Source organism: Roseburia sp. OF03-24 (assembly GCF_003463035.1).
Taxonomy (GTDB): Bacteria; Bacillota; Clostridia; order Lachnospirales; family Lachnospiraceae; genus Roseburia; species Roseburia rectibacter.
In genome coordinates, this window is record NZ_QSCK01000009.1 from 107,417 (window position 1) to 125,581 (window position 18,165).

The following is an 18,165-nucleotide window of genomic DNA, read 5'->3' on the forward strand; positions in this document are numbered from 1 at the left end:
GAAATGTTTGATTATAACAAAATTCATGAATTTGAAAAGCCTTATATTATTGCTGAAATAGGTTCAAATCATAATGGAGATATGGATCTGGCAAAAAAAATGATAGATGAGGCAAAAAGATGTGGGGCTGATTGTGTGAAATTTCAGTCATGGTCTAAAGATACGATCTTTTCAGAAAAAGTATATAAGGATAATTATTTTCTGAGGGACGATTATCGGAATCGTACGGATTATACATTAAAAGAGATTGTAGACGAATACAGCATCGACAGAAATGATCATTATTTGTTGAAAGAATATTGTGATAAAGTCGGGATTGAATTTAATTCAACACCATTTTCTAAGGCTGAAGTAGACTTACTTGTAGATGAATTAAATGTGCCATTTATTAAGATCGCATCGATGGATCTGAATAATATACCTTTTCTCACATATGTGGCAGGAAAAGGAAAACCGGTTGTAATCAGTACGGGATTGTGCGGACTGGCAGATGTTAGTGATGCTGTTGATTGTCTCAGAAAAAATGGCTGTGAAGAAATTATTCTGCTTCATTGTGTATCTATTTATCCGCCGGCAGATGATATGGTAAATCTTAATAATATAGATATGCTTCGCAATACTTTTGGATGCAAGGTGGGCTATTCCGACCATACAATAGGAACAGTGGCACCGTTACTGTCTATGGCAAAAGGAGTATGTATTATCGAGAAGCATTTTACACTGGATAAGAATATGGTTGGATGGGATCATAAAGTTTCTGCAAATCCGGAAGAATTAGAGATTATCTGTAATGCTGCAAAAGTGGGATACAAGATGCTTGGAAGCTATCAAAAAGTTGTAAATGAAGATGAAGAGAGACGCAATGCATTTAAGAGAAGCATCGTAGCTGCACGGGCAATTAAATGTGGAGAAATTATAACGGAGGATGATATTGACTTTAAACGTCCGGGAACAGGAATAGAGCCGAAGTATTATTCATTTATTGTAGGCAGAAAAGCCACAAGAGATATTCAAAAAGATTGTATTTTGAGCAGGGAAGACTTTTAAGCAGACTGGAGAAGAAAATGAAGACAGCAGTAGGAAGTGTTATCTTTGAAGAAGCATCTAAATATTTGGGAGATTTTTTTGAGTCATTGGAGACGCAGACAGATCAGGATTTTTCTGTTATCCTGATAAATGATAATATTTCTTCTGAACATTTGGAAAACATTATTGCAGGTGTTTCACCCGGGCTTAAGGACAGGCTGTATATTGGGAACAGAAATGGAAAAAAACTTTCTCCGGGAATGCTTAGAGTGGAATTACTTCAGGAGGCATTTTCATTGAAAACAGATTTGCTGATCATGATGGACTGTGATGACAAGGCATCTGAAAACAGAGTTTCCTGTATAAAAGAGCAGTTTGACCCGGTGTATACTTTTTTCTATAACGAATTATTGGATTTTGACGGTAAGTCCGTAATGAAACAGCTTCCGGCCTATACGTTGGATTATAGAGATATAGGACAAAGTAATTATCTTGGAATGTCTAATGGAGCAATTTATCTGAAAGGCATATCTCAGGAATTTATAGAGTCGTTGAGAGAAGGAGAAACCAGAATTTTTGACTGGTATTTGTATTCAAGGTTATTATTAGCTGAAAAAAAAGGAAAAAAAATTGCCGGATGTTGTACTTATTACAGAATCTATGAAGCTAATTTAGCGGGAAAATGTGAATATAGTAAACAGGCGATTGAGAAAGAAATTGCAATAAAAAGGGAACACTACAGACTGCTGGCTCCGTATGCAACATATTACAAAAATATGCTGGAAATTTATAGCAGTGCGTGCGCAGAGGATTTTAAAGGAAAAGAGACGACGGGATATTGGTGGAGTCTGACAGATATCCAATCAGATGAGGAGTGAGAATGATATGATAGCATTGATACCTGCCCGGGGTGGATCAAAGGGACTGCCGGGGAAAAATATCAAAAATTTATGTGGAAAACCATTAATTGCACACACGATCGGGGCTGCCCTGAATGCAAGTGGAATTGACCGTGTAGTTGTGACGACAGACAGTGAGAAGATTGCAGAAATTGCAAAACAATATGGTGCAGAGGTACCGTTTTTACGACCAGAGGAGCTTGCGGGAGATACATCAAGTGCAGTAGATGTATATTTGCACGCAGTCGATTTTTTACAGAAAGAAAGCGGTCAGGAAATACAAAAGTTTATGGTCCTTCTTCCGACAGCACCGTTGCGTGGGTCAGAAAATATCGAACAGGCATTGAAAGAATTTTATGAAAAGAAAGCAGAAACATTGATTTCAATGAAAGAAGCAGAAACGCCTATTAGCTGGTATTATGGGGTGAATGAAGAGGGACGTGTTAAGAATCTGGGATTTGATGGACAAAATGCGGTTAAAAATCGTCAGGTAAATAATGTATATTATATTCCCAATGGTGCGATATACATCTTAGACACCAGGTTACTAAGAGAAAAACGTACATATTATTCGGATAATACGGTGGCATATCTGATGTCACAGGAAGAATCTGTAGACATTGATTGTGCATTGGATTTTAAGATAGCAGAGTTATTACTTTCGCAGAAGGAAAAACTTTAACATGTGGAAGAAAGATGAAATTCAACTGATAAAATTTACCCCACAACATTTTTTGACATATGGGATTCTGATTTATCTGTTTTTGTATATTATAGGTCCGTATTCATTTGAAATACGTAATTGGACAGCAATTGTGTATCTTGTTATTGCGTATGTTATGTGGTACTTGGGGATTAAGTGTGCATGTGTGACAGGCAGACAGGTACATATAGATACAGAAAAGGATCAGGAATGGAAAATATCTGATTTTAGTGAGTACATACTTGTTATTATTGAAGGGTTAAATTTTGCTGCTGCAGTAGTATATGGAATGTATTTTCTTATTCATATTATAGCAGGGCAGTCCATGGGAGATTTTCGTAATCTGGCAAGTGGAATGCCATTTATTTTTAAATTGATTCAGGCAGAGTCCTGTATAACAATTGCAGTTTACATTATTGCGTCTTATGGTCAGGTGCATTGTAAATTGTTAAAGTTGATGAGTAAAGCAGGTCTTTTTATTCCGGTGATGATTACTATGCTGAGTGGCGCGAGATGGACATTGTTTGTGGTATTAATTATTTTTGGAATCGTAGAAAAGACATGCGTAAAAGATAGGAAAACATCAAAATTTATAAAATTTTTGTTGTGTATAGCCATAGGTATACTTCTTGGAATCTGCTTTTTATTGTTTATGGTAAGAGGTGTCTCATCCACATATACGACCATAATGCCATATTATGGGGAAATAGAGGTAAAAGCTATATGGCAGATTATTGGTAATTCTCCTTTGGGAAAACCAATATATAACATTTTTTATTATTTTACACATAGTGTTCCTTATTATGCACAGATTTTTGAGCAAATAGATATGTCAGAGCCGCATTTTGGGGCATATATGTTTCGAGTAATTGGTTTTTTTTTCAGTGGTTTTCCTGCGTATAACACGATTGTGAAAGAGATCCCATGTCTCGTTGGTTCCTACACCCCGTTTGTGACGGGTTATATGCGTGATTTTGGCTTATTTGGAACGCTGATCGTTACCTTTTTTATGGGACTTGTAATGGGAAAACTATATAAATATAAGAGAAGAAGCAGAGTTGCCCTTGTATTACAGCCTTATATGCTTACAATGTGTGTGCTTTCACCGTTATATTATATATGGCATGTTGGAAGTATTGATTTTATGATAGTAACTGCGATTGCATTGTGTGCAATATTACAGATTACAAATAAAATATATATCAGAAAATAAAAATGGAGGAATAACAATGAAAAAAGTATTAGTAACAGGTGCGGATGGATTTATTGGAAGCCATCTGACGGAGAGTTTATTGGAAAAAGGATATGAAGTAAAAGCATTTGCTTATTATAATTCTTTCAATACATGGGGCTGGTTAGATTCACTTCCAAAAGAGAAACTGGATCAGATTGAGGTGTTTACAGGAGATATCAGAGATCCAAACGGTGTGCGCGAAGCAATGAAAGGTGTGGATGGCGTATTTCATCTGGCTGCACTGATCGCAATCCCGTTTAGCTATCATTCACCGGACTCCTATGTGGATACCAATATTAAAGGTACTTTAAATGTTTTACAGGCTGCAAGGGATCTTGGAACAGAAAGGGTTCTTGTGACGTCAACCTCAGAGGTATATGGTACAGCACAATATGTTCCGATTGACGAGAAACATCCATATCAGGGACAGTCACCTTACTCTGCAACCAAAATAGGTGCAGACAGACTGGCAGAAAGTTTTTACAGAAGTTTTAATCTTCCGGTTTCTATTGTACGTCCATTTAATACGTTTGGTCCAAGACAGTCAGCGAGAGCTGTTATTCCGACTATTATCAGCCAGCTGCTTGCTGGAAAAGAAGAGATAAAACTGGGTTCTTTGACTCCGACCAGAGATTTTAATTATGTAAAGGATACAGCTGCAGGATTTATTGCAATTGCAGAATCGGATAGAACGATTGGACAGGAAATCAACATTGCAACGCAGCAGGAAATTTCAATTGGAGAGCTGGCAGAGGAAATTATATCCCAGATTAATCCAAAGGCACATATCGTATGTGATGAGCAGAGATTACGTCCTGAAAAAAGTGAGGTAAATCGTCTGCTTGGTGCAAATGCAAAAATAAAAGAACTCACAGACTGGAAGCAGCAGTACACATTTGCACAGGGAATTGCTGAGACGATAGCATGGATGCGTGAACATATGAATGCATATAAAGCCGATATTTATAATATTTAAAGTGAAAAAGTACAGATATAAAGCAGGAGGGTAACATGGGCAAGTTTATTCCATTATCAATCCCTAATTTTGAGGGAAATGAACAAAAATATGTAAATGATGCAGTAGCACAGGGCTGGGTATCAACCGGTGGCGCATATATTACGAAACTGGAAGAAAGTTTAGAGCAGTATCTTGGGGTGCCTCAGGTAGCAGCTTGTCAGAGTGGAACAGCAGCATTACATCTGGCATTGGTTGAGTGTGGAGTTATGCCTGGAGATATGGTTATCGTTCCTACACTTACATTTATTGCAGCAGTTAATCCGGTTCGATATCAGTTTGCAGAGCCAGTATTTATGGATTGTGATGATAGTTTGTGTATGGACCCAGTTAAGTTAAAAAAGTTCTGTGATACAGAATGTGAGTTACAGGATGATAAGTGTATACATAAGGCTTCTGGAAAACAGGTGAAAGCGGTCGTGGTGGTACATGTATTTGGTAATCTGGCGGATATGGAATCCATTATGGAGATTGCGGAGCAATATCATTTAAAGGTGATTGAAGATGCAACAGAGGCACTTGGTACACATTACACACAAGGAAAATATAACGGAAAATACGCGGGAACAATTGGTGACTTTGGTGCATATTCGTTTAATGGAAATAAAATTATTACGACAGGCGGCGGTGGTGCTGTAACCGGAAGAAATGCGGCTGAAGTAGAGCATATACGTTATCTTTCCACACAGGCAAAAGATGATGTACATTATTATATTCATCATGAAATAGGGTATAATTATCGAATGACAAATGTACAGGCAGCAATTGGTGTGGCACAGCTTGAGGAACTTGACGAGTTTATAAAACGTAAAAATAATAATTATAATCTTTATAAAGAATTGTTGGCAGATTTCCAGTGGGGAAGGTTGTTGACATTTCGTGAAGGAACACGTTCAAATTGCTGGTTTTATGCGTTAGAACTGTTTAACATCAAAAGTCAGGATGGATTACACCGTATTATTTCTGAATTACAGGAAAAAGGAGTACAGACGAGAGCAATTTGGGGACTGATCCATCAACAGAGACCATATCAGATGTCGGAGGCATTTGAAGTGGAAAAGGCAGAAAAATTTAGTCAGTGCATTATTAATCTGCCTTGTAGTACGCAGATCACAGCGGAAGAAATTGAGTATGTTGCTGCTTTGGTAAAGGAGATATGCGGCAGATAAAACGGAGGAACTATGGAAAATATCGTGTTGGTAGGTTCAGGCGGCTGCATGCGAGAAATTTTATGGCAGATATATGAAGGAAAGAATGCCAAAGAATGGAAAGTACTTGGATATGTGGATAATAAAAAAGCGGAAGGAAATGAAGATTGTTATGTCAGTGGCATATGTTGTCCGTATTTAGGGGATGATATGTGGTTATTGGAGCAAAAGAGCGAAATCAATGTTGCCATTACGGTCGGAAATCCTGGGTTACGCAGAAAAATTGTGCAGAAATTAAAGAAAAATGAATTTATAAAATTTCCAACACTTATACTTGGAAGTGCACAGGTATGTAAAGATATTGAAATGGGACAGGGATGTATAATCAGTACGGAATGCTGCATATCTACAAATGTAAAAATTGGCAATTTTGTATTTGTTAACATAGGGGGTATGATATGTCATGATGGAATAATTGGCGATTTTGTTACAATTAGTCCGAGAGCTGCACTTGCTGGAGCTGTAAGAGTTGGTGAAAACAGTGATATTGGTATGGGGACACATGTTATTCAGGGAATTGAGATAGGAAAGAACGTGGTGGTTGGAGCTGGCAGTGCTGTCATCCGAAATATTGCTGATGATTGTAAAGCAGTTGGTGTACCCACTAGAAATTTATAAGCCCAATCTATGAATGGGAGTTATAGAAAGCTGTTTGAGAAAACAAAAATGTCAGGAGAATATGATATGGAATCAACAAAAGTATTTGAAAGAGAGGTAGCCTTGCAGGATTTGTTGTGGAAAATCGTGCAGGATTGGAGACGCTTGCTTGCGTTTGCAGTGTTGTTTGCGATTTTACTGCCGTTTGGTTATCATTTTAAGGCACAAAGAGCTTATAATTCTGCATGTGCAGAGTATCAGAAGCAGATTGCTGCAATTGAATCAGGAGAGCAGGATTCTGTAAATGAAGCTGAGTTTACTGCAGAGGAGCTGCAACAGATAAATGATGCAAAATCTTTACAGAGTCTGTTAGACAGAAGCCGTCTGTATATGCAGAATTCTATTTATATGAATCTGAATGCGTATAAAGAAAATGTATTGATCATGGAGTATTATGTTGATTCCGATTATACGTTTAATTACACAGAGGATAACAGTGTAAATTATACGGATGCATTGGTGAGTGCTTATGGAAATTATGCACAGAACAGCGATCTGGCGCAGCAGATGATTGATAAATTATCACTGAGTGATGAAATCCGGTATGTGGAAGAACTGATCAGCGTGGATTCAGATTTATCAGGCAAAAGTTTCAGTGTGGAAGTAGCATATCCGGATGCATCCGTGCTATCTGATATTGCAGAAGTTGTAAAGGATTCATTGGATGCACAGACTCCGGTTTTCTCTAAAAGTATTGGAAGTCATTCTTTGAAATTACTTTCAGAAGAAACTACAGTACGTACAGATGATAAGCTGATCAACGCACAGCAGGATTACCAGACTATGGTCAATAATTACCGAAATCAGTTGAAAACGTTAAAAACCGGAATGTCCAATGCACAGTTGGAGGCACTTGGAGATGCGGTGATAGACGAGGAAGAAACAGATGAGGGCAGTATGACAAATGCCACACCTGTGGAACCTGTTAAACCGGGATTTAGCACAAAATACCTAGTATTAGGTTTTGCTCTTGGCGTTATTTTATCCGCTATGTGGAGTGTATGTCAGGTATTATTTGCTGGCAGACTGCAGAATACAGCAGAGGTGTTTGATGTTTATGGAGTGCGTCTGTTTGGATCGGTTCAGACTGCCAGTAAAAAAACAGGAATTGATGCATTTCTTCTTAAATTAAAAAATCGTAACCGGAAACAGATGACAGAGGATGAACAGCTTGAGATGATTGCTTCTAATATTGAGCTGGTTTGCAAAAATGATAGCTTGCAGCAAATCTACCTTACCGGAAGTGAGTGGGAAAAATTAGATTCACAGTTGCGTGATAAGATATCGGAGGCTCTTTCCAAAACGGGTATAAAAGTTATGATTGGTGGAAATGTTTGCTATGATATGAAGTCTATGCGCAGTGCAAACGAGATTCATAATGTAGTGCTGATCGAGCAGGTTGGTGTGTCTGCCTATAAGGAAATCGAACAGGAGATCCGGCTGCTTGGTGAGCAGGGCGTGAAGGTGTTAGGATGCGTTGGTGTGGCTTAGAACATTTTTACGCGGATTTTTACATGGTGTAGTAATAGGGACTTCCAAGATGGGAGTCCCTGTGTTATAATAAAACAAATTACAAATGCAATCGAAAGTGCAATAAATATACGGAAAAGATAAGTCGATTTGTAGACGGAAGTTTATAAATTAGGTGGGATGAAGATGTTTGCGTGTGAGTTAAAATGTGAAGCAGAGGAACTGATAAATGTATATGATATGGTATCGTTTTGCTATGATTATTTAATGGATCATGTATCGAATGAGGCGAATTTTATTGCATGTTATATATTGGAAAATGAAAATACATCTGTTTCTAATGTAAATCTGAAGAAGTTAGGGCATTTTCAGGATGATGTTAGAAAGATATTAAGAAATCAGGAAGATAAAGGCTGGATGTTTGATCAATGTGTCGGGAAAATAGCCAAATTATCTGAGAAAATAGAAAATAACATGAAAGATTTTGGGGACACTGAGCTAAATAATGCAACGATACCGTTTTTTATTTTAATGGCAGTCAATGTGTATATTCCAGAAAAAAGAGACATAATTACAGAGTCGGGTCCGTTAAATAAGGGATATCAGAAAAACACATATGTTTGTTTGAATATAAATCATGATTTATTGCAGCAGGCAGCATATGAATTGGATTTTGGAGATACGATTGAAAGCGAAACAATACGAAAACAATTGAATCATCTGCATATTTTGAAAAAAAGTGAATTGCCAGAAAATGCAGAGCCTTTGAAGATTGTTCAGATGAGAATCAGAGACAGTGATTTGACGAAAAAGAAAATAGTTGAAAGTAAGAAATTAAAAATTGCAGTGATTCCCTTTTCAAGAGAAAAAATGTTAGAATTTCCTGCGATAACAGGTGCGGCTTTTCGTGTTGTATACAATGACTGGCATAAGAGCAATGGTGTGAACTGGGCATTAAGATTACTGGAAAAAGCTATAAAAGAACGTGCCAATATCATCATTTTTCCTGAATATATCTGTGACAGCAGTATACAGGATGAGATACAAAAATACCTGAGAGATCAGACGCTTAATAATCCGAAAAAGATGAAAAATTTATTTTTAGTCATTGCAGGAACAGCATGGACAGCGGATGACAACAATGTATCGGTTTTGTATCGATTTGATGGAATGGAGTTTGGAAAACAATATAAGTGTGAACAATTCTCTAATTTAAGGAATGAAAACAGGCCAATGATGGAAGGACTTGCAAATCCAGGAAAAGAAAGCATCATGGTAGATATTGATGGGATTGGGAAAATTATGGTTGCCATTTGCAGAGATATATCCAACCGGGAGGGGGCAAAAAGAATGACGGAGATATTCAAACCTCAATTTTTGCTTGTGCCCGCATGGAGTCCGTCGGTTCATAAAGGATTTCGCGAACAATTAAAAGAAGTAGTCAATTTTAATTATCATACGTGCAGCGTTGTTTGTAATTGTTGTGAATCATTAGAAATAAAAGGATTTAAAGGATTTAAAGAAGAAAATGGAATCGCAGTCTTTCCGTATAAAGAAGGTTCGGTGGTAATTGGAAAGGAGAAGATGCTATGCAGAGAAAAAAACAAATGTACAGAAAAGTGTCAGGAAGGAGGCTGTCTATTCATGGTGGAGTGTGATTTTTTGACAGAATCAGTTCAAAAAGGTCAATTGATAAGAAAAATAAAACATGTTTATCTGGATTAAAAACGTTGCATTTAATACATAATAACTATATAATATAATAAACTATGTCTAAACAATTTAGAGGAATGTGATATGGGATTAAGTCGTTTGAGAAATATTTCAAAAGGAATTTTACAATTGATATGTAATAAGAAACATCTTGATGAAGAAATGGTTCATATATATATAGAGGGGTTGGTAGATGCTTTGGAAGATCAGGCAGATAAATTACCAACTCCTTGTATTAAACTTATGGAAAATATAGAGGAGATATGGGACTTTCGTCAATTTGAAGAGATATCGAAAGAGGAAGCTTTTTTATTCGGAAGTATTTGGGGAACTTCAAAGTTAATGAAGAAAAAAATAGCAAGAACTAAAAGAAGAAGTGACTTATCTGATTTAGTACATTCATATATCAAATATAAATGGATTTTTAAGGAAATTTCGGCTAAACCGGGAATTATGCACAAGGAGTTGGCGCATAAGGGAGGAATGAGTGCATCATTATTGACGCAGACGCTATCCGGGATGATAAAAAATCAATTTATAACATATAACCATTTAGGAAGAGAGAAACATTATTATTTGCTGGAAACGGGAGAAAAACTTTATCAAAATATGAAGGAAGAGGAAAATCAAAAGGAGGTTCAGGCAGAAACATCAGTTACAGCTTTAAGTATAGGTTCGATGCAGGTTCAAAAGGAAACTCCAGTTTTTAAAGAGACACAATTTGATAATGTCATGCAGAGAGGTAATCTAGAGATTTATGGTTTGGTGGTGGCAGCAGCAAAAAAAGATAGTTTTAATAATTATCCAAGTTCCATGTTCGATAGTTTAACTTTGCAAAATGCAGGCAATATATTCCAAAATAAAGTTAGTAATTCCTGAGAAAGGAGAAAACAGATGTCAACATATGACGGCGAATTTGTTATAAAGTGCAATTCATATTTGCAGGATGTAAAAGGGGAAGAATATAATATTGCAGCAGCAATATATAGAATGATTTTGCAAGATGGTAACCAATATAAAGCATTTCAATATTTTTTGGAAAATGCGGATGATATTGATTCTTCGGAAAGTCAAGAAGCGGATGAATATTTTAGAGTAGCTGAAATTAATCAATTGGAAAAAAAGTATGGAAAACTGGTAGAGGGAATCATTGATAAGTTAATTAGTAAACATTTGGAAGAGGATGAGTTTTATAAAGAATTATGGAATAAGATTGTAAAAACAGATAGTGAGTTTGAGAAAGAAGAAGAGAAAATTTTTGCATTGTATAAAATTTGGGAAGATAACAGGATTCCTTATTTTAAACTGGATGATGGATTGAAGATGCAGAATGAGAAATTCAAAGAAATAATATCTGAAAAGAATCTTGAAATCAAGAAAGCGGCGTTTATACTTAATTCAGAATATGATCAAAGGACAGAAAAAAGCAGTTTGTTATTAGAACTCATTAAATCATGTGAAAATGAACAAGAAATGGCGGTTTTACTGGCAGTTATATTAGATATAGATGAAACCAGGGCAGTAAAAAATGTGATAAATATATTGAAAGATCTGAGTTAGGTATATAGGGGATAGAAGAGAAAGTATAGATAAAATTGTCATATTAGCTGAATTTATGTTATATGTAAATTGGGTTGATATGGCAGTTTTTCTATTTTGGGAGGTGCAATCAATATATGGAAAATCGATTAAAAGAGATATGTTCCGTTAATTCAGAAATGCAGGAAAAGTATTATCTTTATTGTCAGATTAAAAAGTCATTAACCGAAAGACTTCGTACAGTTCCAGCATATTTTCCTCATTTCAGTATTCATGATGCAAGTCATTCAGCAAATATTATCAAGTATCTGAGTATGCTTCTCGGCAGGGATAACATTGAAAAGTTGTCAGTATCGGATCTTTTGGTGTTATGTGTAGCTGCCTATGCACATGATATAAGCATGTCTGTCTCATATGAAATGATCCATGAAAAAATGACATCGGATGAGTGGAAAGAAACATTAAAAAAATATACAAGCTCCCAGCAGGAGGATTTGGCAGATATTGCAGAACGTCTATTGCGTTTCCCGGAAGTAAAAAAAGATGTGATTGCATTGGATGTATATTCGGATGTTCTTTATGTCATTGAGGAAAACTTTCGTGCTGAACATGCAAAAAGAAGCGCAGAAGAAATTCTGGAGAATGGAGATCTGGAAAAACTATTTGGAATCAGAATGAGAAATATTTTAGCGGAAGTCTGCCGTTTGCATGGATGTGGTATTTCTGATGTGATGGATCTTCCATACGAGGAAAATGGTATTTTCGATGACTATATACATCCGCGCTTTGATGCTGCTTTGTTAGCTTTGGGAGATCTGCTTGATATGGATACCGGAAGGTTTGACAAAGAGTTTTTGAGAGTGGCAGCACCAATGCCGAAACTGTCAGAAATTCACAAAGAAAAACATGAAAGTATTACGCATTTTTTAGTGAAAAACGGGATGATTGAAATAAAGTCAAATTGTAAATCTTTAGAGGTTTACAGGGCAATGCGTGACTGGATCGACTGGATAAGACAAAGTACTGAATTTATGAGTGTTCATTGGAGTGAGATAGCACCAGAGAAAATAGCAGGAGCTCCATATTTAAATGAATCTGAAATTTTATTAAACAATGATGTAAAATGGGTCGAATTTGCAGATTTGAAATTTGAAATTTCGACAAAGCACGCATTGAAGCTATTAGGTGGTACAAATCTGTACAAAAGTAAATATGTGTTTGTCAGGGAAGTTATACAAAATGCCGTAGATGCTACCATGAAAAGGATCTATCTGACATATTTAGAGCAATATGATGGAGACAAGGAAAATAAAGATGACAGATTTTTAAAATGGCTGGTTCATGAGGGGAAAGAGATCATAAATGATTCTGCAATTCATGTGACATTATCGATTGAGAATAAAAGAGTAAAATTTGTGATTGAAGACAAGGGGATTGGAATCAGTAAGGATGATGTTAAAAGAATTGCGAGCGTAGAAGGAAAATCAGATGACGAAAGGAATTTTATACACACAATGCCGGAATTTTTCAGACCTTCCGGTACATTTGGAATAGGTCTGCAGTCTATTTTTATAGTGGCAGATGAATTTGAAATGATCACAAGGACAGAATCTGAGAAAACAAAAAAGATCACATTTCAAAATGCAAAAGATGGCAGAGGCTATATTACAGTATCTGATTGTGAAAAACGTAATTTTGTTGGTACGACGTTGATCGTTTATTTAAATCAGAATTACTTTACACAGGAAGATCTTGGAATAAATGATTTTGGATTTAAAGTACGTCCAAGAGAGGAATTGATTTATCGTAGTCTGGTGTCAGAGGTAAATAATCTGGACTCAGAGATTCCTGCAATAAAAATGCAGCAGCAGAAGGAAGAATATATACCGGTAATTATTGAAAATCAGGTAAAAGAATTCGCTGAATATGTGCCCAAAATAATATTACAATATGACAGTTTGTTTGCAGATAAATTATTTGTGAAAAACGATTATTTAGAAATCATATGTATGGAATCGAGTATTAGCTATCGTTATTTTGATAGAAAACATTGTTGTATATTTAATGCATTTTTATGTTCAAATCATGATGATAAAAACAAATTAAGTTCAAGAGAGAAACTTAGAAGTTACTCTAATTACGGGCGGACAATTTTTTATAAAAATTCGTATATAGAATCTGATTTCGATCATGGTTATGAATCTGGCAGGGATAGATTTCACAGCTATTTGGATTATAGTATTAATTTGCTGTCGGGTAATTCGGAGGATGTTCTGACACTTGAAAGAAGAGGAATAAAAGAAAAATTTAAATCACAGTTGGATGATTTGATACGACAGGAATCGGGAATTTTTATAAGACATGTGGTAGATGACCTTTTGACGAGACATGAAATTATAAAACCCTCTTTGCTACTTATTGTGTATCAGGAGGCAAGAGGATATGGGTACAGGTTTCAGGAATTAAGTGAGGAATATAAAAAAGAATTACAGAGTTTGATAATTGGGGGATATCAATGTTTTGAAAATGAAGAAAATCAGAAAAATGAATTTTGTCCTACTGCATATGAACTGATTGATAAAGAACTTTTCTTTGTTAGAAGATATGATGAAAAGGATGATGTTGCATGTACAAGCAAAGTAACGGATAAGAAATTTACAGATATTATGAAAGAACCCAATGTAATACTGCTTAATATGCGGAATAATAGAGACTATGATCATCCGTTGAATCATAAAATAAAAAAACAGTTTATATATAATATAAATGATATTTTATATGAAGTATGTGTGGCGGTGCCGTTTCTTAGACAAAATAACGATCCTTATGAAAGAGATTCATTCTTTAAACTGGAACAGTTTTTAAAGTTTTTATTTACAAATCGAAGATGTATATATGCATGGCCAGAATATAAAAATCTCCAGACCTATATCAATTTAGGAATCAGAAAATATGGACATACAGTTGAAAAACAAGTTGAAATGCAGCTTAATACAGAAATTCAGACACTACTGAAAAATGAATTGTTGGAGCGGGGATATATAGTGAATTGCTGTGACAGGTATTTGTCACAGATCGTTGAGTCGAAAGATTATCAGGATAATTTAAAGTATATTTTGGCCGAATGTAATAATTCAACAGGCGATCTGGAAGAAATGTATCAAAAACTCTGGCAGGATGAATTAAAACTTTTGGAAGATGAAAGGTTTAAGGAGGTTACTAAAATTATAATAAAAAATATCGGAAATAGCGGAGTTCCAAATAGCGGAGATGTTTTTGGAGGTTATTTTGTAATGTAAAAATAAGCAGTATTCTACTCAGTTATTAGGCGATAAAATTGAACTTTTAAGATATTTTGGAGAATAATTCGATGAATATACTTGTGATTGGAAATGGATTTGATCTGGCTCATAAGCTGCCTACAAGATATAATGATTTTCTTGGATTTGTTGAGCGTTTCTTAAATATTATCAATACACCGCAGATATTGCAGCAGGGAGAATTAAAGAATACTGAAAAGACTGTGTATAAATATATCGATCATCTTATTTTTAACGAACAGCAGCTTTGCAAAGAGTTAGAACAGCTCGTAAAAGATAATATATGGATAGAATATTTTCTTCAGAATCCGATGTACCAGAAGGAAAATTGGATTGACTTTGAAAACGAGATAAGCAAAGTAATTCAGTCTCTTGATCAGGATATGTTTTTTAAGGATGGGGAAAAAAGTGAATTGTCGGAGAAAATGCAGGATTTATCCAATCCTTTTTTGCACAAAAAGTATTCTAAATATACGGCAGCTATGAGAACTGCAAGTGCATTGACGCATGGTAAAGGTGAAAGCATTACCTATAAAGAAATCAGAGACCGGTTATACAATGATCTGAATAAATTGATTCGGGCATTAGAAATTTATCTGACGGATTATGTGGAAAAAGAGGAATGTAGTTGTGTTTTACCGGATATACAGGAAATTGTAAAAGAAAATGTTAAAGGGGCAGACGGGGAGGAGCAGATAAAATATTGTAAAGTGTTGTCTTTTAATTATACCAATACATATGAACGGCTTTATGTGGATAAACAGCAGATACAAAATAGCATTGATTATATCCATGGCAAGGCAAAACTCTTTAATACCGTGGAAAACAATAATATGGTTCTTGGGATTGATGAGTATCTTACGGATGAAAGAAAAGACCGGGAAACAGAGTTTATTGCTTTTAAGAAATTTTATCAGAGAATTTATAAAGAGACTGGATGTAAATATAAGGATTGGGTGGAGACAATTCGGGAAGAATATGATGATTTTTTACAGGAAAAGGAGAGAATAATCAATCGGGCAAATGAATATGTGGGGAATGATGTACAATGTATGATGCATCGTTTGCAGGCATCAGCAGTTCGAGATCAGAAATGTAAAATGCATAACGTATATATTTTTGGACATTCCCTTGATATAACAGATAAAGATATTTTAAGAGAACTTATCCTGAATGAGAATGTATATACCACAATATTTTATCTCAATCGGGATGTGATGGGACAGCAGATAGCGAATCTTGTTAAGATTATAGGACAGGATGAGCTGATACGAAGAACAGGTGGAAAAAGTAAGACAATAGAATTTAAACAGCAGAGAGAATGTTAAAAAATTATAAGAACTTTAAAGAAGAAATAGTAATAGATTTTCAGGGCATTTCAGGGTATCAATTTAGTCAGGATTGCATTACAGATGGAATTATCAGTAAAATGCTGATCTATGGACGAAATGCAACGGGTAAAACAAATTTGGGCAGAGCATTGACGGATATAAAAAAAACAATGCTTGGCATAGGATACTATCTGGGAAAACGGGAAATTTTAAATGCTGATTCAACAGAAGATTCTGCGAGATTTACTTATGAATTTAAATTTGGAGAACAGACATTAGTATACCAGTATGCTAAATTTTCGGATCAGGATTTAAAAGAAGAAAAATTGATAATTGATAATCAGCTCATTTTTGAATGTGACTTTGAACAAAAAAATATAATTTTGAAAACCTGAATTATATAAATGCTGAGAGCGCTAATATAGATCGATATATACAGTCTATGGATTTGGAAGGCATGGAAAATGAAATCCCGGAACCTGTATTACCGTTTCTTAGATGGTTGATTAGCAATGTAGCGTTGGAAAATGATTCTATTTTATTAAAGTTGGGAAGTTATGTCAGACGAATGACAGATATTTCAGCAAGTAATGTTATGGCATATTCTCCTATGAGAGTGAAGGATAGTTTCTATGAAGCTTTAGAAGAACCAGACAGATTAAAAGATTTAGAAGATTTTCTGAATGGTATGGGGATTATATGTAAGCTGGTATTAAAAAAACTGCCGGATGGACAAAGAGAATTGTATTTTTCTCATGAAAAATTAGTACCTTTTTATGAAACTGTTTCAAGTGGAACACTGGCATTAGTTGATATGTATCGTAGATTGATTCCAAAAGCATGGACTCCATCTTTTATATATCTGGATGAGTTTGATGCATTTTATCATTATGAAATGTCCGAAAATGTGATGAATTTTCTCAAGAAAAAATATCCTAAATGTCAGATTATTATGACTTCTCATAATACGAATTTAATGACAAACAGACTTATGAGACCGGATTGCTTGTTTATATTATCCAGAACAGGTACATTGACTTCACTTTGCAATGCCACAGAAAGAGAATTGAGAGAAGGACATAATCTCGAAAAAATGTATATCAGTGGGGAGTGAATAATCTTGGGGTGATTGAGCCACCTGTCCGGTGCGATTGAGCCACGCTTCCGTTTTATAGTGAGCCATCATTCCGGTACGGTTGAGCCACACTGTCTTATAATAGATTCATACACAAACATTGTGTAAATCTATTATAAGGAGGTCGCTACAATGACCAAATACCGTGAAATCCTAAGATTAGCTGGCTTGGGATTTAGTAACCGGAACATTGCATTAAGTGTTCCTTGTTCAAGAAATACTGTCGCTAAAGTCTTGAAGCGAGCACAGGAGTTGAATCTGTGCTGGCCTTTACAAGACAATCAAACAGACAAAGTACTTGAAAAATTATTTTATCCCCAATTAAACAATCATCCTCAGAAACGGATGCCTGACTATGATTACATCCGCAAGGAGCTGCTTCGCAACGGTGTAAGCAAAAAACTTCTATGGACGGAATACATGGAGGATTGCCGTGCCAACGGTGAAGAACCACTCATGTATTCACAGTTCTGCTATCACATCCAACAGGATGAGCAGAAGCATCGTGCTACCATGCATATCAACCGTAAACCCGGTGAACAGGTTGAAGTTGACTGGGCAGGTGATCCTGCAACAGTCATTGATCCTGATACCGGCGAAATCATCAAAGCATACATATTTGTCGGTGTAATGACTTACAGCCAGTATGCATACGTGGAAGCATTTCTGGACATGAAACAGAAATCATGGATCAATGCACATGTCCATATGTACGAATATTTTGGTGGTGTCGCCAGAATCCTCGTACCGGATAACTGCAAAACTGCAGTTGTTCACAATGGCGGATGGAAAGACCAGCAGATCAATGAAACGTAAGTACGTAATCATCTGTACCTTGACTTTTTAAAAATGCCGCCCATCAGGGCGTCACATTTTATTTCTTCTTTTTGGTTCGAAATCCTTCCGGTAATTCAT

General features: G+C 35.7%; 15 protein-coding genes and 1 pseudogene. All 16 read left to right on the forward strand.

Annotation, left to right across the window (positions count from 1 at the left end):
• The first annotated feature begins 3 nt into the window (after positions 1-3).
• Complete coding sequence (locus DXA60_RS06295) at positions 4-1,047, forward strand: N-acetylneuraminate synthase family protein (RefSeq protein ID WP_199536195.1); 1,044 nt, start codon at positions 4-6, stop codon at positions 1,045-1,047.
• Positions 1,048-1,064: 17 nt separating this feature from the next.
• The gene (locus tag DXA60_RS06300; protein WP_147345382.1) at positions 1,065-1,904 is read left to right on the forward strand and encodes a glycosyltransferase family 2 protein; all 840 of its coding nucleotides are present in this window, start codon (positions 1,065-1,067) and stop codon (positions 1,902-1,904) included.
• 7 nt (positions 1,905-1,911) lie between these two features.
• Positions 1,912-2,607, forward strand: coding sequence for an acylneuraminate cytidylyltransferase family protein (locus tag DXA60_RS06305; RefSeq protein WP_199536196.1), 696 nt, complete (start codon positions 1,912-1,914; stop codon positions 2,605-2,607).
• Between the two features lies 1 nt (position 2,608).
• Positions 2,609-3,841 (forward strand): O-antigen polymerase, encoded by a 1,233-nt coding sequence (locus DXA60_RS06310; protein WP_117920480.1) that lies wholly within the window; start codon positions 2,609-2,611, stop codon positions 3,839-3,841.
• Between the two features lie 16 nt (positions 3,842-3,857).
• On the forward strand, positions 3,858-4,838 hold the full coding sequence (locus DXA60_RS06315; protein ID WP_117920482.1) for an NAD-dependent 4,6-dehydratase LegB: 981 nt from the start codon (positions 3,858-3,860) through the stop codon (positions 4,836-4,838).
• 35 nt (positions 4,839-4,873) lie between these two features.
• Positions 4,874-6,046: a LegC family aminotransferase gene (locus tag DXA60_RS06320; RefSeq protein ID WP_117920484.1), complete on the forward strand. Its 1,173-nt coding sequence runs from the start codon at positions 4,874-4,876 to the stop codon at positions 6,044-6,046.
• 12 nt (positions 6,047-6,058) lie between these two features.
• A complete protein-coding gene (locus tag DXA60_RS06325; RefSeq protein ID WP_117920485.1) occupies positions 6,059-6,703 on the forward strand; it encodes a NeuD/PglB/VioB family sugar acetyltransferase in 645 nt (214 codons plus the stop codon).
• A 66-nt stretch (positions 6,704-6,769) separates the two neighbouring features.
• Entirely contained in the window at positions 6,770-8,233 is a 1,464-nt protein-coding gene (locus DXA60_RS06330) for a hypothetical protein (protein ID WP_147345384.1), read from the forward strand.
• Between the two features lie 291 nt (positions 8,234-8,524).
• Positions 8,525-9,937 carry a hypothetical protein gene (locus DXA60_RS06335; protein ID WP_147345385.1) on the forward strand — a complete coding sequence of 471 codons (1,413 nt, stop codon included), beginning with the start codon at positions 8,525-8,527 and terminating at the stop codon, positions 9,935-9,937.
• Between the two features lie 72 nt (positions 9,938-10,009).
• The gene (locus DXA60_RS06340) at positions 10,010-10,804 is read left to right on the forward strand and encodes a MarR family winged helix-turn-helix transcriptional regulator (protein ID WP_117920490.1); all 795 of its coding nucleotides are present in this window, start codon (positions 10,010-10,012) and stop codon (positions 10,802-10,804) included.
• Between the two features lie 15 nt (positions 10,805-10,819).
• Positions 10,820-11,485 (forward strand): hypothetical protein, encoded by a 666-nt coding sequence (locus tag DXA60_RS06345; protein WP_117920492.1) that lies wholly within the window; start codon positions 10,820-10,822, stop codon positions 11,483-11,485.
• Between the two features lie 116 nt (positions 11,486-11,601).
• Positions 11,602-14,763 carry an HD domain-containing protein gene (locus DXA60_RS06350; RefSeq protein WP_117920494.1) on the forward strand — a complete coding sequence of 1,054 codons (3,162 nt, stop codon included), beginning with the start codon at positions 11,602-11,604 and terminating at the stop codon, positions 14,761-14,763.
• A 71-nt stretch (positions 14,764-14,834) separates the two neighbouring features.
• Complete coding sequence (locus DXA60_RS06355; protein WP_117920496.1) at positions 14,835-16,112, forward strand: bacteriophage abortive infection AbiH family protein; 1,278 nt, start codon at positions 14,835-14,837, stop codon at positions 16,110-16,112.
• Entirely contained in the window at positions 16,106-16,510 is a 405-nt protein-coding gene (locus DXA60_RS19125; protein WP_243006780.1) for an AAA family ATPase, read from the forward strand. Before DXA60_RS06355 ends, DXA60_RS19125 begins: the two co-directional genes overlap by 7 nt.
• Positions 16,511-16,572: 62 nt before the next feature.
• A complete protein-coding gene (locus tag DXA60_RS19130; RefSeq protein ID WP_243006781.1) occupies positions 16,573-17,229 on the forward strand; it encodes an AAA family ATPase in 657 nt (218 codons plus the stop codon).
• A gap of 153 nt (positions 17,230-17,382) precedes the next feature.
• Positions 17,383-18,063 (forward strand): annotated as a pseudogene (locus DXA60_RS06365) (IS21 family transposase); the annotation flags it as partial.
• Positions 18,064-18,165 lie beyond the last annotated feature (102 nt).